The organism is Nocardia sp. NPDC051981, assembly GCF_040680715.1.
Classification (GTDB): Bacteria; Actinomycetota; Actinomycetes; order Mycobacteriales; family Mycobacteriaceae; genus Nocardia.
Window position 1 is genome coordinate 48,588 of record NZ_JBFAXK010000024.1, and the last position, 24,835, is coordinate 73,422.

Below are 24,835 nucleotides of genomic sequence, written 5' to 3' on the forward strand. Positions count from 1 at the left end.
CCGAGGCGCCGTGTCATTGCCACAGAGTGGCTGGTGAGCGGCACATACGGGACCGATGACCGGTGCCAGCGCCGCCGCCGAGCAGCCTGCCCCGCCTCGCCCGCGCGACGCACCGCTCGAGTTGCACCAATCGATCGGCGGAGTCCGGCATGGAGAACTGCTCCCCACGATGCCGCCGATCCGGTCCTGCTGGATCAGGCCATCGACAATATCGCCACCAAGCTGCTCGACGAGGCCGACTGCCCGGACGTCCTGCCGGTGCGCTGATCGTGGCGTCCGATGCCCCGCTGCGGAATCCGCAGCGTGGCATCGGCTTTCGGCGGTCGGGCCGCTCGACGATCAGACCGGCACGGTGGCGGGCCGCACGGTGGCGTCCCAGTCGATCCGGAAGCGCTGCTCACCGCCCAGCAGCTTCTCCGGATCCATCCGCTTGAACAGCAGCGGCATCATCAGCTGCATGGCCTTGCGGGCGACGGGCCCGGCGGCCTTGGTCTGGTTCATCCGGGCGACGCGGGCCGCGACCCCCTCCACCCGCGGCCGCCGCAGCGCCTCGTAGGTGGCGAAAGCCCGTGCCGGATCGTCGATATCCCGCAGGCAGCGGGCCAGCTCGATCCCGCTCTCGATGGCCAGCGAGGCCCCCTGCCCGGAGGTGTTGCTGGGCGAGTGGATGGCGTCGCCGGTGAGTACCAGCCGGCCCCGGTACCAGTGCGGCACCGGCGGCATGATGTGCAGCGCGCCGATCACGGCCAGCTGCGCCGGGGTGGTGCTGCGGGCCAGCTGCTCGCCCGGATCCTCCCCGGCGTAGGTTTCGCGCAGCGTGCGCAGCCACCGCTCGGCGGGGACGGCCCGGGCCTCGGTCAGCGAGTAGTACTGCTCGCTGGGCAGATTCGCGCCCCACGAGACCCGCCCGTCGGGCATGGCCCAGTACAGGTAGTAGGCGCGCCGCCCGAAGGCGAAGGTCATCATGCCCGGCTCCAGGTCGATCGGGCAGTCGGTGTACGCGCCGAAGCTGAGCATGCGCAGGTACGTCGGCCCGGGGGCCTTCGGATCGACCAGGGTGCGCACGGTGGAGCGGATTCCGTCCGCGCCGATGAGGACATCCGCGGTCGCGCTGCTGCCGTCGGCGAAGATGGCGGTCACCCCGCCCGCGTGCTCCTCCACCTCGATGAGCCGCTTGTCGTACTCGAAGCGCACCCCGGCGGCGATGGCACTGTCGTGCAGTACCCGGTGCAGGTCGGCGCGGTCGATCACCCGCAGCGGCTCGATATCGGTCATGCCGGGCAGCTCGAATCGCTTGCCGTTGACCGACATCGAGGATCGGCTGATCGGCACCGCGTGGGCGCGCACCGCGTCGCCGGCCCCGACGATGTCCAGCGCGGCCACGCCGTTGGGTGCGAGCGCCAGGTTGGAGCCGATGCCGTAGGCGGGACCCGGATAGGCCTCGAAGACGGTGACATCGATACCGGACTTGTGGAGTGCGGTGGCGGTGACGGGGCCGGAGATGCCGCCGCCGATGACGAGTGCGGAACGAATGGACATGGTTCTCTCCCGAGAAGTGTTCGCAGGGTGTCGAAAACCCCGAACCGTCCCACGCATGGAGAACCCAGTTATCCTGTAGTTGCCAAACTCGGCGCCGGGTTCGCCTGCACGGACGCGGTTCGAGACGGTGTGTTCCCGGGCTTCGGCGGCGGTGTTGCAGCACCCTCGCCGGGGCCCGGTCCATGTGGATCAGTCGTGCTGGGACTGCGGTGTGTCGGCTCCCCCTTCCGCCAGCTCTGCGATGTCGGCGGGCATGACGCCGTCGCGATGCCAGGCCCGCCAGCCCTCCACGTCCGGGAAGCTGCCGTCGGCGAGCGAATCGCGCAGTGCGCGTGCCCATTCGGACTCCGCCGCCAGCATGGCCAGCTCGTAGTCATCTTCGATCAGGAACAGCCGCGGCACGGTGCCGTCCAGGGCGGCCAATTGGGCGCGGTTCTCGGCAATGGTCCGGTCCAGCTTGGTGATTCGCTGGGTGAGCAGGTCGACGACCTCGTCGGGCGGCAGCACGGAGGCGACGGACAGCCCGGCCATGAAACGGCGCTTCTCGGGCTCGGGATCGGCGATGAGTTCCCTGGTCCAGTCGGTGAGTTCGGCGCGCCCGGCGTCGGTGATCCGGTAGATGGTCCGTTCCGGCCGGGCGCCGTCGCGTTCGCTGCCCGCGATCTCGAGGAAGCCGTGCTTGGCGAGGTTGTCCACGACCGTGTAGAGCGAGCCCCACTTGACGCTCATGTCGTTGTCCTTGCCCCATGCCCGCAACTGCGCGGCGATCTCGTATCGATGCATGGGTTTGACGACGACGGCGGACAGCACCGCCAGCCCCATCAGATTGGCGACCTTGCGCTTGCGGGCCATCCGGCACCCCCTTACTCGTCTACGAATATACGGCTACGAGTATTCGGCGACAAGCATTCGGCCGGAATCGAGCTCCGATCGGCGTCTACGCGTGGGCGAAGCGGGCCCGCAGGTGGTCGGAGGTGGCCTGGTCGGCGGGCAGGAACGCCTCGAGATGCAGCTCGGACAGGGTGATGTCGGTGGCTGTCGCGAACGACGTGACTGTGGTGATGAGCCGCAGCTCGCCCGCCTCGGACCGCAGTCGCAGCGGTACCGCGAAACCCAGATGTCCCGGGCCCGGCTCCACCGGCGGCAGATAGCCGTCGAGTTCGGCGATGAGCGCGTCCAGTGCGGGATCCGGGCTGCGGCCCGCGCGGTTGCGGAGGCTGTCGGTGACGTGCCGCCCCCACTCCGGCAGGTTCTCCACCCGCTGGCCCAGCCCGTCCGGGTGCAGGGCCAGCCGCAGCACATTGATCGGGGGCTCCAGCAGTTCCGGCGCACAGCCCTCGGTCAGCAGCTCGAATCCGGGATTGGCCGCCACCAGCACCCCGAATGGCCGGGTCACCACGGCCGGATACGGCAGATGCCCCTGCAGGATGGTGTCGAGCGCATGCCGGACCGCGTCGAGTTCCGGTGCGTCCAGCGCGGATTCGGGAAAGATCGGCGCATAGCCCGCCGCCAGCAGCATGGCGTTGCGCTCCCGCAGGGACAGTCCCAGCACCTCGGCCAGGCGGACCACCATGATCCGTCCCGGCTGCGAGCGCCCCTGTTCCAGGAAGCTCAGATACCGCTGGCTGGTCTCGGCGGCGATGGCCAGATCGAGCTGACTCAGCCGCCGCCGTGTCCGCCAGCCGCGGAGCTGCTGTGCGAACGGTGTGGTCGTGGCCGGGGCCATGGTCGTCATACCTCCACTGTGTTCGAGGGGGCGTCGCGTCGCGATTCCCTCCAGGGAATCGTCACACGGCAGGGGAGCCGCGTCTTGCTCATTCCCTGCAGGGAATCGCGGTGGCGGCCGGCGCGGCACAGACTCGGGGCCATGAGCGATGGACATGATCAGAACCCGAATGGTGTTGCCTACCACCTGGATCCGCTGCGCGGCATGGCCGGATTGAGCACGGCGGTGCAGGCGGCGCCGGACCCCGGACCGCACCAGGTGCTGGTGCGGGTGCGCGCCGCCTCCCTGAACCGGCGCGACATCATGCTGATGGAGGGCACCTACCCGGTGCCGGCCCGGCCGGGCGTGGTGCCGCTGGTGGACGGTGTCGGTAAGGTGATCGGCCTGGGTGCGGGCGTGACCCGCGCGGCGCTGGGCGACCGGGTGATGGGCACCTACTTCGTCGGCTGGAACGACGGTCCGCAGACCCAGGCGCTGAGCGGTGAGCAGTACGGCGCGACCCACGACGGCTGGCTCGCGACCTACGTGCTGCTGGAAGAGGACTCGGTGGTGCAGGTGCCGCCGTATCTCACCGACGCGGAAGCCGCCGCCCTCACCTGCGCGGGTCTGGTGGCCTGGGCCGCGGTGACCAAGCCGGTGCCGGTCGGCCCGGGCGACACCGTGCTCACGGTCGGCTCGGGTCCGGTCGGCATCTTCGCGGTGCAGCACGCGAAAATGCTGGGCGCGCAGGTCATCTCCCTCACCTCGTCGCCGGAGAAGGGTGAGCGCCTGCGCAAGCTGGGCGCGGACGACGTGGTGGACCGAACGGCGACCCCGGACTGGGAGCGGGTGGTGCTGGAGCTCACCGACGGCCTGGGCGTAGGGCGCGTGGTGGAGGCGGTGGGCAAGCGGACGCTGGCGAAATCCCTTGCGGCCACGGCCTACAACGGCGAGGTCGTGCTGATCGGGGCCTTCCCGGCCGAGCCGGGGCAGCAGCCCGCCGATCCGCTGGGCGGCAAGTATGTCGGCCTGCGCCGCATCGCGGTGGGCAGCCGGGCGGATCTGGAGTTCATGAACCGCACGATGGCCGAGCACGGCATGCGGCCGGTGATCGATCGGGTGTATCCGTTCGAGCGGGCGGTCGAGGCGTTCGAATACTTCGAGACCGGTGACCCGTTCGGCAAGGTGGTGCTCACCCTGGATTGAGCGCAACTTATTAGCAATCGGTTCGGATAGATATCTACCTGGAACTATTTCCTTACCGTGTAGCCGGTTCAGATAATCAGCAAATCTGTGTACCGTGCCTTGAAGGAGAAGCATTTCGGATCTGCGAGCGTTCGCTTCGAGCCGAAGGAGTTCCCCGATGGCGGTGGACGCGGTACGCGAGAGACCCGGTGCGGCGGGGGAGGAGCCCGCCGTTGGAGCGAATGACGGGACCCCCGGTCTGACAGCGGTGGGGACGATGCCCGCCAAGGTGCTCGGTGGCCTCCTGGTCCTCTCGTTCAGCGTGATCGTCGCCCTCATCGGCGGCACCATGTGGGCCGCGCTCGAGAGGCCCGGTGGCGCCGAAACACCGGACACCCCACCGGCTTCCACGTCCACGGCCCCGGTGTCGGTCAAGGCGCAGCCCCAGGCGCCCCCGTCCGCCACCTCCGCCGCTCCGTCACCGCCACCGCCCGCCCCGGCCGCAGCACAGAATCCCACGCCCGCCCCGGCGCCCCCACCTGCCTCCGCCCCTGCTCCTGCACCTGCCCCCGCCCCGCAAACCGAGCAATACGTCCCGCCGCCCGCGCCGGTCCAGGTGGCTCCCGAGCCGCCCGCACCCGCTCCGGTCGCGCCGCCTCCCCCACCGGCCCCCGCACTGCCGGACATTCTGGCCCCGATCCTCCCGTTCCTGGTGCCACCCCCGCCCCCGCCCGCTCCCTAGTTGTCGCGGCCCGGAATCCGAAGGAGGACAGCCATGCTGGGCACGGCAGACGAGATCCGGCGCGACCAAGGCGATATCGACCCCCGGCGGCTGGTCCGCGTGGTCCTGGCCGCCGTCCTCATGGCGATGGCTGTCGGGGCGGGCATCTGGCTCACCTCGTCCGGTGATCGCCCGATCGCCGATACCTCGATCGTGAATGTCCCCCGCCCGCGTCACGACCATTTCGCGCCCGCTCCGCATCCGCCCAAAGTCGCGCCCGCCCCGCGCCCGCCCAATGTCACTCCCGCCGAACAGGTTCCGTCCGCTCCGGGGCTGGCCCCGGATCCGGCTCCGCCAGTGGTGATTCCGGCGCCCGTCGCACCGCATCCGGTGAATATCCCGGCGTTGGTGGGCCCGGATGGTAGGCCGGCGAATCCGCTCGCACCGCCGGAGGATTCGGGCCGGCACTCCGGCTAGAGTCCGGAAATGCCTGCCAGCTGGCCGATTCCGTAGGTGACGGCCATGGCCAGCGCACCGCCGATGACCACCCGGAGCACGGCGCGGCGTGGATTGCTGCCACCGAGCCGGGCGCTCACCGATCCGGTCAGGGCCAGCGCCACCAGCACGGCAGCGAAACAGACGGGGATGCGCCACTCGGTCGGGGGCAGCAGGATGGCCAGGATCGGCAGGATGGCGCCGATGGTGAAGGAGACGGCCGACGACAGCGCCGCCTGCCACGGATTGGTGAGTTCGTGTGGGTCCAAACCCAATTCGGCCTCGGCGTGGGCGGCGAAGGCGTCGTGCGCGGTGAGTTCCCGGGCCACCTGGCGGGCGGTCTCGGCGGACAGTCCCTTGGCCCGGTAGATCTGGGTCAGCTCGGCCAGTTCGTATTCCGGCTCCTCGGCCAGCTCCCGCTTCTCCTTGGACAGCAGGGCGCGCTCGGAGTCGCGCTGGGTGCTGACCGAGACGTATTCGCCGACCGCCATGGAGAGGGCGCCGGCGGCCAGACCCGCGACGCCCGCGGTGAGGATGGCGCTGGAGTCGGTGGACGCGGCGGCGACGCCGACCACCAGGCCGGCGGTGGAGACGATGCCGTCATTGGCGCCCAGCACACCGGCCCGCAACCAGTTGAGGCGGGCGGCGAGGCCCTCGTCGTGCGGCTCGTGCGGGTGCGGTAGCGCTGCGTCGTCGGTGTCGTCCACGTGGGCAGCCTAATTCACCGGGATGCACTCATGCGGTAATGCGTGCGGGGGAGGCATGGCTCCCATTTACGGGGTGTGCGGACGGTTTGCTGCAACCATGGGGTCATGGTGGGTTTCTGCAGGCGGTACTGGTCGGCCATCCTCCCGGTGCTGGGCGCCGCGGTGCTGGTGGTGGCCTGGGGCCGGCAGCTCAGCCCGGTCCCGGCGGTACTGGTGGGAGCCGTGCTGATCGGCGCGGTGCTGGCCGCGGTGCACCACGCGGAGACGGTCGCGCACCGGGTGGGCGAGCCGTTCGGATCACTGATCCTGGCGGTGGCGGTGACCATCATCGAGGTCGGGCTGATCGTCACGCTCATGGTGTCCAGTCCGGAGAAGTCCGCCGCGCTGGCCCGCGACACCGTCTTCGCCGCCGTAATGATCACGTGCAACGGCATTTTCGGCCTTTCGCTGCTGGTGGGCGCGCTGCGGCGGCGGGTGGCGGTCTTCAATGCCGAGGGCACCGGCGCGGCGCTGGCCACGGTCGCGACACTCGCGACGCTGAGCCTGGTGCTGCCGACCTTCACCACCAGCGAACCGGGCCCGGTGTTCTCGACCTCGCAGCTGACCTTCGCCGCCGTGGCGTCGCTGGTTCTCTACGGCGTCTTCGTCATGGTGCAGACGGTCCGGCATCCCGGCGACTTCCTGCCCGTCGAGGGGATCGAGGCGGTCGACGATGAGCACGAGGAGCCGCCCACCCGCGGGCAGGCGTTGCTGAGTCTGGGTTTGCTGCTGATTGCCCTGATCGGCGTGGTCGGGCTGGCGAAGGTGGACACACCGAATATCGAATCCGGTATCGCCGCGGCCGGGCTGCCGCAGTCCGCGGTCGGTGTGGTGATCGCGATGCTGGTGCTGCTGCCCGAAACCATTGCGGCCGTGCGTACTGCGCGGCGCGACCGGGTGCAGATCTCGCTGAATCTGGCGCTGGGTTCGGCCATGGCGAGTATCGGCCTGACCATTCCGGCCATCGCGCTCGCCTCGGTCTGGATCGCGGGCCCGCTCATGCTCGGCCTGGGCGCGACCCAGATGGTGCTACTGGCATTGACCGTGGTGGTCGGCGCGCTCACCGTGGTGCCCGGACGCGCGACCCTGCTCCAGGGCTGTGTGCACCTGGTGTTGTTCTCGGCCTTCGTTTTTCTGGCGGTCAGTCCGTAATCAGGAGTTCCAGCGATAGATCTGGCCGTCGCGCAGTTCGTAGGACGTCGCGGGATTGGTGGCATCGTGCCGGGACAGCAGCGCCATGACGCGGGTTCGTCCGCGGGTGGTGACGCCGTCCTCGGTCCAATGCACATAGGGGTGCACCAGTTTCGCGAATTCCGCCCAGTCGCCGGCTTCGATCGTGTACAGGACCGCCGACACCGTGTTGTCCACAGCGACAGTGAACACGCACTGTCCGGGTTACGCGTCGGTTCGATGTGAAATCGGAGGTTGCTGCGAGATCACTCAATTCGGCTTCGGGTATCGCTGAGGGCCGCGAAGCCGCCTCGCCGGGGGTTCGCCCGGGGCGTGTTCAGCATCATAGTTATAGCCGATCTGCTCTGATAACACGTTCTAGAACTGCAGGTCATATGGCCATTCGTCCCACTGACCGGGACCGACTGCGGATGTACCGGTAGGTAACTTGGAGGTTCCGGTCACACCTCGGGCCGATTTGTTGTAACTCCGCGTAACCATTAGCTTTGATGGCAGGCAGTGTTGCCGATCACGGAGAAGAAATTTGAAGCTCGCCACCACACGTCGGTTCCGGCGTCTCGAAGAAGCAGTCCTGCGATGACCCGGGCCGTCCATAATCGGTCCGCCGTGCGCATCGTGCGTGACAACTTCTCCAGCACCTCGGTGGCGTCGCTGCGCACCTTCGGTCGCGCGGTCGGAATTGCCGAGGAAACGGTGGTCGGCACCGTCACCGATATCGCACGCCGCCAATTCCAATGGAAAGAAGCCATTCTCCAGGCCTGGCGGCTCATTACCGTGACCGCGATTCCGGCCGTGCTCATCGCGATTCCGTTCGGTGTCATCGTTTCGGTCCAGGTGGGCAATCTGATTCACACCCTGGGCGCGGATTCACTGCTGGGCGCGACCGGCGGCCTGGGCGTCATCAAACAGGGCGCGCCTTTGGCCACCGGCTTCCTGCTGGGCGGCGCGGGCGCCGCGGCACTGGCGGCGGATCTGGGTGCGCGCACCATTCGCGAGGAGATCGACGCGCTGAACACCATGGGCATCAGCCCGATTCACCGGCTGGTGATCCCACGCCTGGTGGCCATGGTCTTCGTCGCGCCGCTGCTCAACGTGCTCATCATCTTCGTGGGCGTGCTGGCCGGCTACGGCGTCGCCATCGGCGGGCAGGGCGTGACGCCGGGCTCGTACTGGTCCACCTTCGGATCCTTCACCACCACCGCCGATGTGTGGGTGTCACTGTTGAAGGCCGTGATCTTCGGCTTCCTCGTGGTGATCATCGCCTGCCAGCGCGGGCTCGAGGCGAAGGGCGGCCCGCGGGGTGTCGCCGACGCCGTGAACGCCGCGGTGGTGCTGTCGGTGGTGTCGATCGTGACCGTCAATCTGGTCGCCACCCAGATCACCGATCTCTTCCTGCCCACGAGGCTGGCCTGATGTCGGCAACCTATGTGCCCAGGGGGCTGGGCTGGGCCGCGCGCGCCTATCGCCGCCGTGGCCTGATCCTGCGCCGGGTGGAGAACCTGGGCTTCACGCTGGCCTTCGTCTGGCAGGTGCTGTCGTCGATTCCGTTGACGCTGAAGCGCTATCGCAGTGAGACCATGCGGGCTATCTCGGATATGACCTGGGGCCGCGGCTCGGTCATCGTGGGCGGCGGGACCGTGCCGATGATGATCGTGCTCGGCCTGGTCATGGGCGCGTCGGTGGCGGTGGAGTCGTTCACCACGCTGGACATGCTGGGCATGGGCCCGGTGTCCGGCCTGGTATCGGCCTACGCCACCACCCGTGAGCTGGCGCCGATCGTGGCGGCCATCGGGTTCGCCGCGCAGGCGGGCTGCCGCATGACCGCCGAGATCGGGTCGATGCGTATCTCCGAGGAGATCGACGCCATCGAATCCCTCGGTCTGCGTTCGGTTCCCTTCGTGGTGACCACCCGCGTGCTCGCGGGCGCGGTCGCCATCGTGCCGACCTTCCTGATCGCGCTGATCCTGTCCTACGCGGCCTGCCGAGGGCTGATCACGCTGGTGCACGGGGCGTCCGCCGGTGTGTACGACCATTACTTCTTCCAGTTCGTGTCCGGGTTCGACGTGATCGCCGCGGTGGTCAAGGTGGCCGTGTTCGCGGTGGTGGTCATCCTGATCCACTGCTACTTCGGCTTTTTCGCGACCGGCGGGCCGGAGGGCGTGGGCATCGCCTCGGGTAAGGCGGTGCGCGCGAGTTCGGTGGCCATCGTGGCCATGGACATGGTGCTGTCGCTGTCCCTGTGGGGCTTCAACTCGGCTATTACGTTCACGGGGTAGGGGATGCCGAATTACGGAATGCCGGGTGTGGCCGTCGATCGCAAGCGGGCGATGGCGGTCGGCACCGTCGCGCTGGCGCTGGTGGTGGCCGTGGTGGCGGGCTGGGTGCTGTACCGGTCACAGAAAACCGAGGCCGGACTGCCGATCTCACTGCGCACCGAGCAGATCGGTGACGGCGTGCTGGTCGGCACCGACGTCCGGGCCAATGGCGTGGTGATCGGCAAGGTCACCGAGATCGCGCCGGATCAGTACGGGACACAGCAGATTTCGCTGCGGCTCGACGATGCCGAGCTGTTCGGGCTGGACGACAGCCTGCAGGTGGACTACGCACCCGCCAACCTCTTCGGCATCAGCGAGATCGAATTGCGCCGGGGCGCGGGCGGTGCCCCGCTGCGCTCGGGCACGGTGCTGGACTTCACGGGCAGCCGCGCCGCCGCGGTCTACGACGCCACCATGGGCTCGCTGCTGCGCAGCGCCTCGCAGGTGGGCGATTCGGTGCTGACCCCGCAGATGGCGTCGGTGATCGCACAGGCCGCGGCCGATACCCAGGCGCTCATGCCGCTGGCGCAGGCGCTCATCACCGCGCAGCGCACCATTACCGACAACCAGAAGATGCCGATGTCGGAGCTGGTCGGCAACCTCGGCCCGGCCTTCGAGGGCGGCGGCCGGTTCGCGGGCGCGACCGTGCAGGTGGTGGATCTGATCCGCAGTATGCAGCGGTTGCAGACCGACCGCGCCGTCTACGACAAGGGCGTAGCGACGGTCACCGGTCAGCTGTTGCCGGCGCTGGCGACCACCTTCACCCAGGCCGGGAATCAGCTGTCCGGCACCACCGACATGCTGGTCCCGGTGCTGACCGCACTCGCTCAGATGGTGCCGCAGCCGCAGCAGTCCGCGGCCGAATTGCGCCTGCTGCTGGAGCGGTTGCGCGCGGCCATGCCGGACACCGGGCAGGGGCCGGAGCTGAATGTGGAGGTCGATCTGAAGGGTGTGCCTGCCATCGCGGTGCCGCTGCTGGGAGGGGCCAAATGAGGCGGGCATCGCGCAGCGATTCCATCGGGGGTGGCGGTGGGGCGACGGGTGGGCATGTGAAAGCCGCGGCCTGGCGGCTGGCCCTGTTCGCGGGCGTCATCGTGGTGGTGCTCATGTTGGTGCTCACCGCGATTCAGCGCCCGGTGTCGGGGAAGACCGAGACCCACGATGCCATCTTCACCGACGCCAACGGTTTGAAGGTCGGCGACGACGTGCGCATGTTCGGCGTGCAGGTCGGCAAGGTGAAGCAGATCGGTCTCGAGGGTGCGAAGGCACGGGTGCAGCTGTCGGTCAAGACCGATGCGCCCGTCTACGACAACTCCAAGCTGGCCATCCGCTACCAGAATCTGACCGGACAGCGGTACATCGATCTGCAGCAGCAGCCGCAGCCGGGCAACCGGATTCCGGCGGGCGCGCGCATCGGCGAGGACCACACCGTCCCGTCGTTCGATGTGACGCAGCTGTTCAACGGCCTGAAGCCGGTGCTGCAGACCATTTCCCCGGAGGCCATCAACCAGTTCAGCGCCAGCATGGTGGCCTTGATCGAGGGTGACGGCAGCGGGATCGGCCCGGCCATGGACGCGATCGGGAAACTGGCGTCGTACGTGGACAACCGGCAGCAGGTGATCTCGACGCTGATCCACAATATGTCGGATCTGTCGGACCGGCTGGGCGGGCGCGTGCACTACCTGGTGCCGCTGCTGAAGCAGCTCTCCGACATCTTCGAGGCGTTGCAGCAGAACATCGGCGGCCTGGCGCAATTCGCGGTCACCGCGCCCTCGGTGCTGCGGCCCATCGACAATCTGCTGCGCTCATTGGGGATCGACAGCGGGTCCGATGTGGACGCGCTGATCCGCACGATCTTCCCCGACGCCAAGGAGGCGGTGGACGCCTTCGGCCGCCTGCCCGCGGTACTCGGCGCGGCCGACGCGGCCCTGCCGGCCAGCCCGAGCGGCTGGAAGCCGGTGTGCAGCAAGGGAACCGCCGATGTGCCAGCGGTGGTCAGGGTGCTCGTGTCGGGACAGCAGGTGGCGATATGCAACGGATGACATTGCCCCGCTTCTGGAGCGGGCTCGGTTGGAAACGTGACGATCGGGTGGTCGACGACGCCACCAAGCAGCAGCGGCACCTGCGCAAGGGCGTCATCGGCGCGGTGCTGGTGGTGCTGGGCCTGTCGGCAGCCGGTGCGCTGTATGTGATTCCGTTCGGCAAGCACACCTACACCGCGGAACTGTCCGAGGCACAGTCGGTGAAGGCGGGCGACGACGTGCGCATCGCCGGCATCTCGGTCGGCGAGGTGAAGTCGCTGGAGCTGAAGCCGGACAGGGTCGTCATGCGCTTCACGGTGAAATCCGATGTGTTCCTGGGCGATCAGACCTCCCTGGACATTCGCATGCTGACCATTGTCGGCGGCCACTATGTGGCGGTGTTCCCGGCCGGGAGCAAGCCGTTGGGGTCGGCGGCCATCCCGGCGGACCGGGTGCGCCTGCCCTACAGCCTGATCGAGACCTTCCAGGACGCGGCCGCCCCGCTCTCCAAGATCGACGGCTCGATGCTGAACAAGAACCTTGCGGCACTGGGCAATTCGATCGACGGTTCGCCCGACACCCTGCGCACCACGCTGGCCACGATCGACACCTATGTGAACGCGCTGGACAAGCAGCGCGGCCAGGTATCCGATGCGGTGGCCGTGGCCGACGAGTACGTGCGGATGTACGACGGCGCGAAATCCGATCTGGGCCGGCTCATGGACAATGCCAACCTGCTGGTCACCGTGCTCGACGACAAGCACGCGGAGGTGGCCGAGGCCATCCGGCTGCTCAGCGATGTGCTCGGCCGGCTCGGCGGTGCGGAACCCACCTGGTCGGATCTGAAGCCCAAGCTGACCGACGCCATCACCCTGCTCGAACAGCTCGGCCAGAAGTTCGTCCCGACCCTGACTGCCGCGCAGGACCTGCGGAAGAAGCTGTCGGACCTGGTGGTTCCGGATGGCGGCGTGCAGATCGACCAGTCACAGCAGACCGTCGCGCTGCCGGAACAGCCCGTGGCACAGCCACAGCAGCCCGTGGCACCGCCGCAGGTGTGCATTCCGGTGCCGGGGAAGGACTGCTGATGTTCAAGCGGATGCTCGGATCGCAGGCGTTCATGTCGGTCGCCGGTGCGGTGCTGGTGGTACTGCTGGCGGTGGTCGGGTACCTGCTGTGGTTCAACCCGATGAAGAAGACCGTGTCCTACTGCGCCGTCATGCCCGACGCGGTCGGTCTGTACGCGGGCAACAAGGTGACCATGCGCGGAATCCCGGTCGGCACCGTCGATTCCATCGATTCGGACGGCACCAGGGTCAAGGTGAAGTTCTCCGTCGACGCGAAGTACCCCGTGTACGCGGACGCCGCCGCCACCACCGTCTCGGATTCGATTGTGGCCGATCGCAATCTGGCGGTGCTCAACAGCGGTAAGGATCTGGCGCATTGGGATTCGTCGCAGTGCATCACCAAAACCCTGACGCCCAAGAGCATCACCGCGACCCTGACGGCGCTGGCCGACCTGTCCTCGCAGCTGCAACAGGCGCGAGCGCCGGATGCGCTGGCGCACGGCCTGTCCGCGCTGGACTCGGCCACCCAGGGCGCGGGCCCGCGGATCAACGAGATCGTCAAGAGGCTGGGTTCGGCGCTGGCCCAGCCGGACGCCGACATCGGGCACCTGGCGGGCGTCTTCGACGCCTTCGCCGCGGTCGGTGCGAAGGTCGAGCAGCACTGGGGCGACCTGCGCTCCATGCTGCTGCGGCTGGCCCCCGCGCTGAACAATGCCAGCACCGAATTGCTCGGTCCCGGTGCGCGACTCATCGACCGGCTCGGTGAGGTGCTGCCCATGCTCAATGATCTGGTCACCATCGCGGGTGACCCGATCATGCGCGGTCTCGACGACACCCTGCCGCTGGTCCGGCTGCTGCGCGCCAATGTCGGCTCGCTCTCCGAGGTCATGCTGAAACTCCCGGTGCTGACCAATGCGGCCCAGAACATCATGGGCAACGGCATCACCTACGGCTCCCCGCGCGCGGCCCTGCCGGCCCCGCAGGCCGAACAGGTCTGCGCCGCCGTCAATGCCGTCACTCCGGGCAGCTGCACCGACGCCGCCAACGGCATGGTGAACGTCCCGCTGGTCCCGTTGGTGCTCGGAATGGCAGGTGTGCGATGAGGTTCGGACGCTGGGAGATCGTCGTCGCCACCCGGCTCGGTTCCGGGGCGGGAGCGGGCGGCTCGGCGTGGTCGAAGCCTGCGCAGGGGGCAGGCTCCGACGTGCGTCCGCGGGGACGCGCGGCCAGGCGTGCCGGAGCCGCCGTGCTGGCTGCCGGGTTGTTCGCCGGGGCGGGGGGCTGTGCCTTCGATCCGTCCTCGGTGCCGGTGCCGGGCACCACGATTTCGGGGCCCACCTACCGGATTCACATCGAGTTCGGCAATGTGCTGAATCTGCCCGCGAAGGCCAAGGTCATCGCCAATGGCGCGCAGGTCGGTTCGGTCAGCGGTGTGCGCGTGGTGGATCCGGCGCACGCGGGCGGACGCGGCGGCTATGTCGTGGTGGACGCGGACATCTCGTCCAAGGTGCAGCTGCCGGTCACGACGGTGGCCGAGCTGCGGCAGAACACGGTGCTGGGTGACATCCATCTGGCGCTGACCACGCCGCCGGACGGTTTCGGGTCGCTGCTGAAGGACAGCGGCACCATCACCCAGGACCACACCCGCCCGCCGGTGCAGCTCGAGGACACCATGGCCGCGCTGGCCGCCTTCACCCAGGGCGGGGCCGTGAATCAGTTGCAGGACATCATCAACCACTTCAATGCGGTGCTGCCCCGCGATCCCGAGGAGACCAAGCGGATCGCGCAGAACGCGGCCGGGAACGCGGTGGATCTGGCGGCCAATCTGGACCAGGTCGACAAGCTGCTCGACGGTCTGGGTGTGAACGCCCAGGTGCTGCACGATCGCGCGGACTTCTTGGACCACGAGCTCAGCCAGGAGTCGGTGGACGCCATGACCGGGATCACCGGCTCGATCAAGGGCGTCACCCAGATCTTCGCCGCGCTCGGCCGGCTCGGGCAGTCGCTGGTGTGGCTGGCCCCGCTGGCCACCGCGCTGGATCCGGTGACGCAATCCTTTGCGCCGCTGGCGCTTTCGGGACGTCCGCTGGACCTGTCGGTGCCCTCGAACCTGTCGCTGCTGACCTCGCTGCTGCGGGACAAGCTGATTCCGTTCGTCGAGAACGGGCCCAAGGTGAACATCACCGGCGTCCGGGCGGATCCGGTCTCCCGCGACGATCAGGTCTCCAACATTCTGGCCGGGCTGCGCATGATCGGAGCGGTGCGATGAAGTGGGGTTCGCTGGCGTCGCTGGGCGGCATCGCGGCCGTCACCGTGGTGGGCGCGAGCTATCTGACCTTCGGCGTGGTACGGGCGGATCCGTTCGCGCACCACACCGACGGGTCCATGGTGATGGCGAATTCTGGCGGGCTGAGCGTGGGTTCGCCCATCCTGCTCACCGGCATGCGGGTCGGCAGGATCACGTCGGTGGACTCCACCGCGCGCGGCGTCGAGGTGGGCTTCCGCATCGACGGGGACCGCAGGCTGCCCACCGACAGTGACGTCACCATCGAGCAGCTGTCCGCGCTGGGCGAGCCGTTCGTGGAATTCCGGCCCCGCACCGCGGGCGGGCCGTACCTGAGGGACGGCCAGCGCCTGGATGCCGCGGCGGTGAAGTCGCCACTGTCCATTCCCGAGGTGTCGCGACTGGTCAACAAGGTCATGAACCAGCTCGACCCGAAGGTCGCTGCCTCGCTGGCGAGCACGCTGGGAGCGGCCTTCCACGACACGGATTCGGCCATGCCGAACCTGACCCGTGCCGGTGATCTACTCGCTGCGGCGATTATCAGCCGCGAGCCCAAGATTGCTCAGCTACTCAACAGCTTCCAGACGGCTGCCTCGAATATCGATGGCATGGGCGAGGCCACGGCGGCCGCGGCACCGGCGTTCGTGCAGTTCGAGCAGTCACTCGAGGAGCTCATCAATGCCGTCGGTAGACTGGTCGACCGTGCTCCCGGGCCGCAGGCATATGTCTCCGGCAACGGATTGGCGCCGTTCCTGGCCAAGCTGACCGAATGGCTACAGCGGGCCGGACCCGAATTCAAGGCCCTCGCGCCCCAGTTGCAGCCGCTCGCCGACGCGGCACGCACCGCCGGGCCTCAGCTCAATATCAGCAGCTTGATCTCGCAGGCGCTCGCGTCCACCGGTGACGGTGCCGTGCGCGTGCAGGTCGGCGTGAAGTAGCAGTATCAGCAAGGAGGAGACCATGTCTCAGGACACCGAATCGAAGCAGCCGGTCGACCCGGATCCGGCGCCGGCCCCGGGCAAGACGGTGCAGCTGAAGGTCTCGACTCTGGTGACCGCGGTCGCCGCGGTGCTGCTCGTCGGCGCGCTGGTGACGGTCACCGTGCTGTGGCTGTCCGCGCGCGGCGACCTGAAGGACCGCGACGCCCAGGCCGCGAACGACAAGCACGCCGAGCAGGTGGCCTCCGACTATGCCATGGGCGCGGCCAACCTCAACTTCTCCGACTTCAACGCCTGGACCGCTCGCCTCAAGTCCAACACCACCCCGGCGCTGGCGAGCAAGTTCGACGCCACCTCCTCGAAGCTGCAGGAGATCCTGGTTCCGCTGAAGTGGACCTCGAGCCCGACCCTGCTCAGCTCGCAGGTCACCAATCGCGACAACGGCGCCTACAAGGTCAACGTCTATCTGAACGTCAACTCCACCAATGCGCAGAACCCGGACGGCGTCCTCACCACCATCTACTACACGGTGAGCGTCGACCCCGGGAGCGACTGGAAGGTCACCGACGTCGGCGGCATCGACCTACCGCTGCCCAAGCAGTAGCAGGGTCCCGGAAAACCTTGGCCTGCCGCAGCTTTCGAGCTCGGCGGGCCTTTCGGTGCACCCGTCAGGCGGCGGCGCCGCGCAGCTTGTCGGCCAGCCGCACGGCCAGCGCGACGATGGTCAGGGTGGGGTTGGCGTGGCCGTTGGTGGGGAAGACCGAACTGCCGGCGATATAGAGGTTGCTCACGCCGTGCACGCGGCAGTCGCCGTCCACGACGCCGGTGCGCGGGTCCGCCGACATGCGGGTCGCGCCGGTGGGGTGTGCCCAGTCGGTCAGCCGGACCGGGAGATCACTGGCCTCGCGGACCCATTCGTCCAGGGCGGGCGGGGGATAGCCGAGGCGGGCGAACTCGCCGGCGACCAGGGCGGCGGCGCGGCGGACGGTGGCGTCCTCCTGGGCGCTGACCTGCCAGTCGATCCGCGGATGCGGCATGCCGAGGCGATCCACGGTGTCGCTCAATGTGATCCGGCTGCGCGGATCCGGGGTCTGCTCCACCATGCAGCGCAGCTCCACGTGCTCGAGCTTGCGTGGCAGGCCGGTGTGGTCGATGAGACGGCGTTTGGCCCCGGAAAGCAGCAGGCCGGGATGGCCGGCGACGGTGCGGGCGTCGTGCAGGTTCAGATGCCCGCGCAGCAGGTTCTTCACCGACTCCCAGGGGTCGTCCTCGGCGGGCACCTCCTGAATCCACAGGGCGCAGTTGAGGAGTCCCTCGTCGGCCTGGATTTCCGGCGACAGTGCCAGCCCGTGCAGGAAGGTGTGCTTGCCGCCGCGGGTTTTCACCACGTATTTGCCGAATCGGTCACGCGCGGCGGACGAGGTGTGCGGGTCCAGCGCGCCCACCACACCGCAACGATGATCCAGCAGATACCGGCCCACCACGTCGTGACGATTACCGATACCCTCCGGCACAATGCGATTCGACGCGAGCAGCAGGCGCGCGTTTTCGATTCCTCCGGCGGCCAGCACAATTCGCGTCGCATGCACGATACGGGTATTTCCGTCGGAATCCACCACCCGTAATGCCTCGACCCGGCTGCCGTCCGGATCGGTATCGATATGGGAGACGGTGGCATTCAGCAGAATTCGAACATCGGCCGCGGAGATTTCCCCGGCATGGACGCCGAATCGCTTGGAGTCGAACGGATCCGCCGGGTCCTTGCTGATCTGCCAGAAGTAGGGCCGCAGCCAGCGCCGGTCCACCTCCGGATGGGCCGGAATCCGATCGGCCAGCTCCCAGAACCGGTCGCCGGTGAACCCGGCCCCGTACCCCAGCCCCAGATGTCCCGCCGCCCGATCCAGATACGGTTGGACCTCGGCGAATCCGATCGGCCAGCCGGAGAACGGGACCCAGGCGCGGGCCGTGAAATCCAGTTCGTCCAGCGGTGCGCAGCGCCCGCTCCAGGTGTGCGAACTGCCGCCCACAATGCGATTGCGGGCATTGCGATACGGCTGGGCCCGCGCGGCGCCGATATTCTCGATGTCATTGAGCTCATCGGTGCCGGGGTCGAGTTCGCGCCCACCGCTCTCCAGCACCAGCACCCGTAGCGAACTTCCCGCGAGTTCGGCAGCCAGGGTCAGACCCGCCGGTCCGGACCCGATAATGCACAGGTCGGCCGTCAGCTCGCTGTCCCGCACGGCACGAAGGTCGTCGATACGCACCGGAAATCCTCCCGCACCCGCATCCACCCCCGCGACGGACGCGCTTCCCTTTGCCCGGACTCATCGTAACCGCTCAATTGCGCGGCCGTGGCCCATCTTTCGGCTCAGCATCCGCGCTGCAGAAACGCGCGCACATAACCTGCCGACTGCCGCACATACATCCACGACCAGAACAACAGCCCCGAATCGCTGGGGCTGGCGACCATGGTGATCTGTCCGGAAAAACACTTCCCCACGATGTATCGCGCGCGCGAGACGTGCGGTGTATAGGTCACCACGATGATGTGCTGCCAGTGCCCGGCCTGGGCCCGCCGGCGGATTTCCTCGGCCTCGCCCTGGGTGGTCCACGGGTTCGGCACGAAGCAGGAGACCGTGAAGTCGAACCCGCCGTCGCAGTAGCGGTCCATCACCGGGTCATTCTGGCCGGTGGATCGCGAGATCAGCAGCTCGGGCGCATAGCCCTGCTCGGCGAGCCGCAGCCCGACGTCGTAGCGCGCGTAGGCCGTCCCGCCGAGCACCACGATGGCGTCGGCCCGGCGCAGCGGATCCAGCTGCGGGTGCACGAACACCGGCAGCCCCGCGAACGCGAGAGCGACGATCAGCGCCGTCACGGTGACAACCCCTGCGATGACCCTCCGGAGAGCAGGCACGCCTGCGACGGTACCGATCCCGCCGTCGACCTTCCCGGCGTGATCGTGGGGCAGACTGTATTGCGCACGAACGCATGGCATCACGCACGAAACAAAGGCATGTCGTCCCCAACGGAGGAGTCCGCCATGGAGCTGGGCCTGCACTACTGGAACTACTCGCACCCCGCCGCGACCGACCGGATCGCGTCGACGCTGGCGCATACCGCGCGCATTGCCGAACAGGCCGGATTCGCGCAGTTCACGGTCATGGACCACTACTTCCAGATGGAGCTTCGCGGCACCGCCGAGGAACCTATGCTGGAGGGCTACACCACCCTCGGCTACCTGGCGGCGCTGACCGAGCGTATGCGGTTGGGACTGCTGGTGACCGGGGTGATGTACCGGTATCCCGGCCTGCTCGCCAAGATCGTCACCACCCTCGACGTGCTCTCGGGCGGCCGGGCCGAACTGGGCATCGGCGCGTCCTGGTACGAGCGCGAGCAGCGCGGGCTCGGCGTACCGGTCGTCCCGATGGCCGAGCGGTTCGAACGGCTCGAGGAGACACTGCAGATCTGCCTGCAGATGTGGGGCCCCGACAATGGGCCGTACAAGGGCGAGCACTACCAGCTGGCCGAGACCCTGTGCGTGCCAGTGCCTTTGAGCCGGCCGCGGCCGCCCATCCGGATCGGCGGCGGCGGTGAGCGCAAGACGCTGCTGCTGGTGGCCCGCTACGCGGACGCCTGCAATCTCTTCGCGAGCAGCCCCGAGGAGGTCGCCGCCAAGCTGGCCGTGCTGCGCGCGCACTGCGAGGCCGAGGGCCGCGATTACGACGCCATCCGCAAGACCGGGGTCTATGTGTCCGATGCCCTCGGCGATCCGGACCAGGTGCTGCGGGATGCCGAGCAGCTCGCCGCCCTGGGCATCACCGAGCTGGACTTCATGCCCGATGGCGATCCCATCGCCTTCACGACCGAATTCGCCGAACGCCTGCTCCCGCGCCTGGCGACCATCTAGTCCGGGGCCGGGGCGTTCGGTATCATCGCGCGCGCTTGCCAACATCTGGAGGACACTGTGCCCGCGAATCCCACCGCCGCCGAACTATTGGCGACCGTCGAAGCGTCACCGCGGGCGGTCGGCGCGCACGACAAGGCCGCCTGGGTGGGCCTTTTCGCCGACAACGGCAGCGTCGAGGACCCGGTCGGCTCACGCCCGCACATCGGGCGCGCGGCCATCGAACGCTTCTACGACACCTTCATCGCGCCCAACGGCATCGTCTTCGACGTGACCGGTGACGTGGTGTGTGGCATGACGGTCTTCCGTGATCTCACCATCGCCACCACCATGTCCACCGGGGTCACCCTGCACGTGCCCATGCATCTCCGCTACGACCTGGCCGAGGTGGACGGCGCGCTGAAAATCCGTGCCCTGCGCGCACATTGGGAGCTGGCGGGCATGATCGGCCAGCTGCTGGGATCGGGCACGCAGGGGCTGCTGGCAGGGGCCAAGCTGGGCCCGCAGCTGCTCGGCAATCAGGGCATCGGCGGGGCGATGGGCTTCATGTCCGGCCTGCGCGGTGTCGGCGCGGCGGGCAAGCGGGCCGCCGGTCAGCTGCTGGATGCCGTGGCCGCCGGGGACTCGTCCAGTGCCCGTGCGGTTCTGGCTCCGGTCCCGCGCCTGGAGTGGGGTGTGGACGGCGCGATGTCGCTGGAGGACTTCACCACCCGGGTGAAGGGCCTGCGCTGGAGCAAGGCCATTGCCGCCGGGCACTCGGTGACGGTGTCGGTGGAGACCCGTGAGGGCCGCGGTATCGCCGAACTCGATTTCGCCGACCGCGGGCTGCGCATCGAGTCGGCGCGAATCTTCGTGCCGGCGAGCTAATCCCGGATCCCGGCGATCTCCGCCAGGGGATTGTTCCCGCTGAACGTGGTGCCCCCGGCCGCGCCGACCACCTTCCCGTGCACGCTGATCAGCCACTGGCCGCACACGCAGCGTAGGTACTGCACCCCGCGGTGGGAGGAGACAGCCGTGGGAGAGGGCCAAGCGCAGGAAGGGCATTCGGCGATCATCAGGACATCCTGGACGCGGGAGCGCCGATTGACCATGATCGACACGCGGCGACTCGCAAATCGAGTGCGTGTCGTGAGCGACTCGCCGTGCGTGATTTGCCAATGGGCCCATCGAAACTCGGTGGCGTTCCATTGATATCCGGTGTGGTCAGCCCGCTTTGCCCTTGCGCACCGCGGTCGGCGTTGCACCCCACCAGCGCTGGCAACAACGTGTGAATACCGACTGTTCCGACAATCCGATGAGCGAGGCCACCTGGCTCATCGGCATATCCGTCGTGGTCAGGTAGCGTCGCGCCTCGGTGCGCCGGACCTCGTCGAGAATTGCCGCGAAGCTGGTGTCCTCGGCGGCCAGCCGTCGCTGCAGGGTGCGCGGATGAATGGTGAGCAGCCGTGCCACGGCATCGATTTCGGGGGCGGTGGTGCCGAGCAGCTTCTGCAGCGTGGTCCGCACGCGCGGCGCGATCGCCGTGGCCGCGCCGCCGGACTGCTGGGCCAGGAAGGCCATCGCCATCCGGTGCAGGTTCTCGTCGCCGCCGGAGAGTCGCCGATTGCCGAGCGCGGCCGGTATCCGCAGCAGTGCGGTCGGACGCTCGATTCGCACTGGCGCGCCGAAGAATTCCTCGTACGCCTGGATCGGGGCGGCGGGCCGGTAGGGGACCTCCACCGAGCGCAGCCCATAGCGGTCCTCGGCCAGGCGCTGAATCGTCCTGTGTACGAAGGCCAATCCGAGATCGGTGCCCTGGACAGGGGTGGGCAGGCCGGGTGCGGTGGCGCCGTAGCGCAGGGCGATGACGCCGCGATCGCCGTACGGGTCGGGTGCCATGGTCAGACTGAGCGAGCGGGCGTGCACGAACAGGTACCGCGAGGTGCAGTCGAGCACCGCGGCCAGGGTGGTGGCATTCCGGATGGCCAGCGCCAGCGGGCCGAGCATGTCCAGGTCCTGCCGCGACGCCATCCGCAGCCCCAGATCCGGGCAGTCGAGCCGATGGGCCGCCAGCTCCAGCACCGCCCCGACCGCATGGTCGGGGACCAGTAGATCGTCGGTGTCCAGGGCGGCGAGCGGCAGTCCGCAGGCGGCGGCCAGCTCCTCGGCGTCCCCGCCGAGCTCGGCCACGGTCGCGCGGAAACCCCGCAGTCCGGCGGATCTGATCACCGACATGTCGTCAAGGATCAAATACTTGTCGTGCAGAGTCAAGAAACCGGATGGCGGGCGCAACAGACTGGAAGTCATGAACGCTGCGCAACCTCTCGCCGAACACCTCGACGTCGTCATCGTCGGAGCCGGGCTCTCCGGCATCGGCGCGGCGTATCGCCTGCAGGCCGAGCAGCCCGGCCGCAGCTACGCCATCCTCGAGGCGCGCGATGCGCTCGGCGGCACCTGGGACCTGTTCCGTTACCCGGGCATCCGCTCCGACAGCGACATGTTCACCCTCGGCTACCCGTTCAAGCCCTGGCGTGATGCCAAGTCGATCGCCGACGGGCCGGCCATCCTGCGCTACATCACCGAGACGGCCACCGAGAACGGCATCGACAAGCACATCCGGTACGGCACCAAAGTCGTTGGCGCGGAATGGGACAGCGGCGAGTCGCGGTGGACCCTCACGCTCGAGCGGCGTACCTCCGAGGGCGTCGAGCGCGGCACGCTCACCTGCAACTTCCTCTACTCCTGCGCCGGCTACTACAACTACGACCACGGCCACGAGCCCGAGTTCCCCGGCATCGCCGACTTCGCCGGCACCGTGGTGCACCCCCAGTTCTGGCCCGAGGACTTCGACTACACCGGCAAGCGCGTGGTGGTCATCGGCAGCGGCGCGACCGCGGTCACCCTGGTCCCGGCCATGGCCGAGCAAGCTGAACTGGTGACCATGCTGCAGCGCAGCCCCACCTGGATCTCCGCGGTCCCCGGCCGCGACAAGGTGGCCGACCGGATGCGCGAACTGCTGCCGCCGAATCTGGCGCACCGGCTCATCCGCACCAAGAACATCCTGTTCAACATCGGCTTCTACCAGTACTGCCGGCGTCGGCCCGCGGCCGCCCGCAAGCTGCTCACCGGGCTCACCACCCGAATCCTGAAGGACGAGAAGCTGGTCGCCGAACATTTCACGCCCGAATACAATCCGTGGGATCAGCGGCTGTGCGCGGTGCCCAACGCCGACTTCTTCAAGGCCATGCGCAAGGGCAAGGCCGAGGTGGTCACCGATCACATCGAAACCTTTGTGCCCGAGGGCATCCGGCTGAAGTCGGGCAAGGTGCTCGAGGCCGACGTGGTGGTCACCGCCACCGGCCTGCAGCTGCTCGCCTTCGGCGGCGTCGACCTGGTGGTCGACGGCGCACCGGTGGAGCTGTCCGAGCAGTTCGTCTGGCAGGGCACCATGCTGACCGGCGTGCCCAACTTCGCGGTGTGCATCGGCTACACCAACGCCTCCTGGACGCTGCGCGCCGACCTGACCTCACGACTGGTCTGCAAGGTGCTGGGGTACATGGACCGCAACGGCTACCGCGCGGTGGTCCCGCAGCCGCAGCGCACCCTGCGGGAGCGGCCACTGCTGGATCTGGCCTCCGGGTACGTCCAGCGCTCGATCGGTGACTTCCCGCGCCAGGGCGATCGGCATCCGTGGCAGGTGCGGCAGAACTACCTGCTGGACACCGCCATGGTCCTGCGCACCGACCTCGGCCAGACGCTGCGGCCGGTCGCGGCGGCCGAGGTGGTCGAACCGGTCCACTGAATTCGCTTCCGCCGCAGTGCCTCCGGTTCGCCCCCGCGTAGTGCCTGCGGTTCGCTCTCGGGCATGCTGGCTAGCATGTCAGCCATGACATCCACGCGGTTCGGCGGTTCGATGCGGTCGGTGCGGGTGGCGGCGGCGGCGGTGGGGCGGCTCGCGCTGCTGAAGTAGCCCGAGGGGTGCGAACCCTGATTTCGGCCGTGTGCGTCCGGCTGGGCTGCCATGCTTTCGCGCCATGGGAGGAGTCGAGACGAGAGCGGTGGTCGAGTCGCGGGCAGCGGCGGACTCGGGGACAGTGGCGGGCGGATTCCTGCTGCCCGCACCACGATTCGAGCCGTCGCTGGAACAGTGTCGCGGCAAGCCGCAGCCGGTCCGTCAGGTCCCGAGGGCAGGCCGCCACGCACCGGAGGTGGGCCGCCAGGTGCCGCAGCCCGATCAGTGGCCGGCTGCCACCGCGGGCCGATCACCCGGATGCCGGAATCGAGTGGATCGCCGATCGGTGTCTGCTGCGCCCGGATCGGCCGGCCTGCACCGGCTGCTGCGTTCTTCGCATGCTGTGAAATCCCGGGGTGGTGATGAACACAACACTGCGGCAAGACAATTCGCCGGTGCGGCGCTGCGGCTGGCGCTCGAGGTGCTGGACGGCCGCCGTGCGGTGAGGCAACTGGGCCCGCTCGCCGAGCCCGCGGTGGTGGCCGCGGTGCGCACCCTGGCGGGGGCGGGACGGCTACCCGGGCGAGAGCTGGGCACCGCCACCCTCACCAGGGTGGATGTGATCATGGCCGGGCCGGGGCAGGCGGAAGTTTGCGCGGGTTACGATCGCGGCGGGCGGCGTTTCGCGCTCGCCGCCCGCATTGTCCACGGTCGTTCCGGGTGGCGTTTGGCCGCATTCCGGGTGTGCTGAAGACCGGACGGTCTCTGCGGTAATAGCAGAATAGTCTGGTCGCCT

General features: G+C 68.5%; 27 protein-coding genes. 18 read left to right on the top strand and 9 right to left on the bottom strand.

Going from position 1 to position 24,835, the window contains the following annotated elements:
- The first annotated feature begins 33 nt into the window (after window positions 1–33).
- Window positions 34–267, top strand: a complete 234-nt coding sequence (locus AB0L60_RS32265) for a hypothetical protein (protein WP_364621718.1) — start codon at window positions 34–36, stop codon at window positions 265–267.
- 72 nt (window positions 268–339) lie between these two features.
- On the opposite strand, the gene AB0L60_RS32270 is transcribed toward AB0L60_RS32265, so the two are convergent.
- The 3 genes from AB0L60_RS32270 to AB0L60_RS32280 form a co-directional block, all read right to left on the bottom strand.
- The gene (locus AB0L60_RS32270) at window positions 340–1,539 is read right to left on the bottom strand and encodes an NAD(P)/FAD-dependent oxidoreductase (RefSeq protein ID WP_364621721.1); all 1,200 of its coding nucleotides are present in this window, start codon (window positions 1,537–1,539) and stop codon (window positions 340–342) included.
- 189 nt (window positions 1,540–1,728) lie between these two features.
- Entirely contained in the window at window positions 1,729–2,391 is a 663-nt protein-coding gene (locus AB0L60_RS32275) for a PadR family transcriptional regulator (protein ID WP_364621724.1), read from the bottom strand.
- An 85-nt stretch (window positions 2,392–2,476) separates the two neighbouring features.
- On the bottom strand, window positions 2,477–3,274 hold the full coding sequence (locus tag AB0L60_RS32280; protein ID WP_364621727.1) for a helix-turn-helix transcriptional regulator: 798 nt from the start codon (window positions 3,272–3,274) through the stop codon (window positions 2,477–2,479).
- A 132-nt stretch (window positions 3,275–3,406) separates the two neighbouring features.
- Here AB0L60_RS32280 and AB0L60_RS32285 point away from each other — a divergent pair, with 132 nt between their 5' ends.
- The 3 genes from AB0L60_RS32285 (at window position 3,407) to AB0L60_RS32295 (ending at window position 5,627) form a co-directional block, all read left to right on the top strand.
- Entirely contained in the window at window positions 3,407–4,450 is a 1,044-nt protein-coding gene (locus AB0L60_RS32285; protein WP_364621730.1) for an NAD(P)-dependent alcohol dehydrogenase, read from the top strand.
- A 157-nt stretch (window positions 4,451–4,607) separates the two neighbouring features.
- The gene (locus AB0L60_RS32290) at window positions 4,608–5,171 is read left to right on the top strand and encodes a hypothetical protein (RefSeq protein WP_364621733.1); all 564 of its coding nucleotides are present in this window, start codon (window positions 4,608–4,610) and stop codon (window positions 5,169–5,171) included.
- A 33-nt stretch (window positions 5,172–5,204) separates the two neighbouring features.
- The gene (locus tag AB0L60_RS32295; RefSeq protein ID WP_364621736.1) at window positions 5,205–5,627 is read left to right on the top strand and encodes a hypothetical protein; all 423 of its coding nucleotides are present in this window, start codon (window positions 5,205–5,207) and stop codon (window positions 5,625–5,627) included.
- On the opposite strand, the gene AB0L60_RS32300 is transcribed toward AB0L60_RS32295, so the two are convergent.
- Window positions 5,624–6,352 carry a VIT family protein gene (locus AB0L60_RS32300; RefSeq protein WP_364621739.1) on the bottom strand — a complete coding sequence of 243 codons (729 nt, stop codon included), beginning with the start codon at window positions 6,350–6,352 and terminating at the stop codon, window positions 5,624–5,626. The genes AB0L60_RS32295 and AB0L60_RS32300 overlap by 4 nt on opposite strands.
- A gap of 105 nt (window positions 6,353–6,457) precedes the next feature.
- Between AB0L60_RS32300 and AB0L60_RS32305 the strand changes: the two genes are divergently transcribed.
- Complete coding sequence (locus AB0L60_RS32305; protein WP_364621741.1) at window positions 6,458–7,543, top strand: ionic transporter y4hA; 1,086 nt, start codon at window positions 6,458–6,460, stop codon at window positions 7,541–7,543.
- Here the strand turns inward: AB0L60_RS32305 and AB0L60_RS32310 are convergent, their stop codons facing one another.
- Window positions 7,544–7,774, bottom strand: a complete 231-nt coding sequence (locus tag AB0L60_RS32310) for a nuclear transport factor 2 family protein (protein ID WP_364621744.1) — start codon at window positions 7,772–7,774, stop codon at window positions 7,544–7,546.
- 384 nt (window positions 7,775–8,158) lie between these two features.
- On the opposite strand from AB0L60_RS32310, the gene AB0L60_RS32315 reads away from it, so the two are divergent.
- Genes AB0L60_RS32315 through AB0L60_RS32355 form a run of 9 tightly spaced genes read left to right on the top strand, consistent with a single transcriptional unit; the run spans window position 8,159 to window position 16,808 of the window.
- Complete coding sequence (locus tag AB0L60_RS32315; RefSeq protein ID WP_364621745.1) at window positions 8,159–8,995, top strand: ABC transporter permease; 837 nt, start codon at window positions 8,159–8,161, stop codon at window positions 8,993–8,995.
- Window positions 8,992–9,858 (top strand): ABC transporter permease, encoded by an 867-nt coding sequence (locus AB0L60_RS32320; RefSeq protein ID WP_364621950.1) that lies wholly within the window; start codon window positions 8,992–8,994, stop codon window positions 9,856–9,858. The genes AB0L60_RS32315 and AB0L60_RS32320 overlap by 4 nt, the downstream gene beginning before the upstream one ends.
- A 3-nt stretch (window positions 9,859–9,861) precedes the next feature.
- On the top strand, window positions 9,862–10,890 hold the full coding sequence (locus tag AB0L60_RS32325) for a mammalian cell entry protein (protein WP_364621748.1): 1,029 nt from the start codon (window positions 9,862–9,864) through the stop codon (window positions 10,888–10,890).
- Window positions 10,887–11,939 (top strand): MCE family protein, encoded by a 1,053-nt coding sequence (locus tag AB0L60_RS32330; RefSeq protein WP_364621751.1) that lies wholly within the window; start codon window positions 10,887–10,889, stop codon window positions 11,937–11,939. The genes AB0L60_RS32325 and AB0L60_RS32330 overlap by 4 nt, the downstream gene beginning before the upstream one ends.
- Complete coding sequence (locus AB0L60_RS32335) at window positions 11,927–13,003, top strand: MlaD family protein (RefSeq protein WP_364621754.1); 1,077 nt, start codon at window positions 11,927–11,929, stop codon at window positions 13,001–13,003. Before AB0L60_RS32330 ends, AB0L60_RS32335 begins: the two co-directional genes overlap by 13 nt.
- A complete protein-coding gene (locus AB0L60_RS32340) occupies window positions 13,003–14,085 on the top strand; it encodes an MlaD family protein (RefSeq protein ID WP_364621757.1) in 1,083 nt (360 codons plus the stop codon). The genes AB0L60_RS32335 and AB0L60_RS32340 overlap by 1 nt, the downstream gene beginning before the upstream one ends.
- A complete protein-coding gene (locus AB0L60_RS32345) occupies window positions 14,082–15,251 on the top strand; it encodes an MlaD family protein (protein WP_364621759.1) in 1,170 nt (389 codons plus the stop codon). Before AB0L60_RS32340 ends, AB0L60_RS32345 begins: the two co-directional genes overlap by 4 nt.
- Window positions 15,248–16,204 (top strand): MlaD family protein, encoded by a 957-nt coding sequence (locus AB0L60_RS32350; RefSeq protein ID WP_364621761.1) that lies wholly within the window; start codon window positions 15,248–15,250, stop codon window positions 16,202–16,204. Before AB0L60_RS32345 ends, AB0L60_RS32350 begins: the two co-directional genes overlap by 4 nt.
- Before the next feature lie 22 nt (window positions 16,205–16,226).
- Entirely contained in the window at window positions 16,227–16,808 is a 582-nt protein-coding gene (locus AB0L60_RS32355; protein ID WP_364621764.1) for a hypothetical protein, read from the top strand.
- A 64-nt stretch (window positions 16,809–16,872) separates the two neighbouring features.
- Here AB0L60_RS32355 and AB0L60_RS32360 read toward each other — a convergent pair whose 3' ends face one another.
- Together AB0L60_RS32360 and AB0L60_RS32365 are read right to left on the bottom strand one after the other, a co-directional pair.
- Window positions 16,873–18,468 (bottom strand): GMC family oxidoreductase, encoded by a 1,596-nt coding sequence (locus AB0L60_RS32360; protein WP_364621766.1) that lies wholly within the window; start codon window positions 18,466–18,468, stop codon window positions 16,873–16,875.
- Window positions 18,469–18,572: 104 nt separating this feature from the next.
- A complete protein-coding gene (locus AB0L60_RS32365) occupies window positions 18,573–19,118 on the bottom strand; it encodes a YdcF family protein (protein WP_364621768.1) in 546 nt (181 codons plus the stop codon).
- 126 nt (window positions 19,119–19,244) lie between these two features.
- On the opposite strand from AB0L60_RS32365, the gene AB0L60_RS32370 reads away from it, so the two are divergent.
- Window positions 19,245–20,111 (top strand): LLM class F420-dependent oxidoreductase, encoded by an 867-nt coding sequence (locus tag AB0L60_RS32370; RefSeq protein WP_364621953.1) that lies wholly within the window; start codon window positions 19,245–19,247, stop codon window positions 20,109–20,111.
- A gap of 57 nt (window positions 20,112–20,168) precedes the next feature.
- Entirely contained in the window at window positions 20,169–20,975 is an 807-nt protein-coding gene (locus AB0L60_RS32375; RefSeq protein ID WP_364621771.1) for a nuclear transport factor 2 family protein, read from the top strand.
- Here the strand turns inward: AB0L60_RS32375 and AB0L60_RS32380 are convergent.
- A complete protein-coding gene (locus AB0L60_RS32380) occupies window positions 20,972–21,100 on the bottom strand; it encodes a hypothetical protein (protein ID WP_364621774.1) in 129 nt (42 codons plus the stop codon). The two genes, AB0L60_RS32375 and AB0L60_RS32380, sit on opposite strands and share 4 nt — an antisense overlap.
- 211 nt (window positions 21,101–21,311) lie before the next feature.
- Entirely contained in the window at window positions 21,312–22,322 is a 1,011-nt protein-coding gene (locus AB0L60_RS32385) for an AraC family transcriptional regulator (protein ID WP_364621777.1), read from the bottom strand.
- 70 nt (window positions 22,323–22,392) lie between these two features.
- Here AB0L60_RS32385 and AB0L60_RS32390 point away from each other — a divergent pair, with 70 nt between their 5' ends.
- Entirely contained in the window at window positions 22,393–23,889 is a 1,497-nt protein-coding gene (locus tag AB0L60_RS32390; RefSeq protein ID WP_364621780.1) for an NAD(P)/FAD-dependent oxidoreductase, read from the top strand.
- 496 nt (window positions 23,890–24,385) lie between these two features.
- Window positions 24,386–24,790 (top strand): Rv3235 family protein, encoded by a 405-nt coding sequence (locus AB0L60_RS32395; RefSeq protein ID WP_364621783.1) that lies wholly within the window; start codon window positions 24,386–24,388, stop codon window positions 24,788–24,790.
- The last annotated feature ends 45 nt before the right edge of the window (window positions 24,791–24,835 follow it).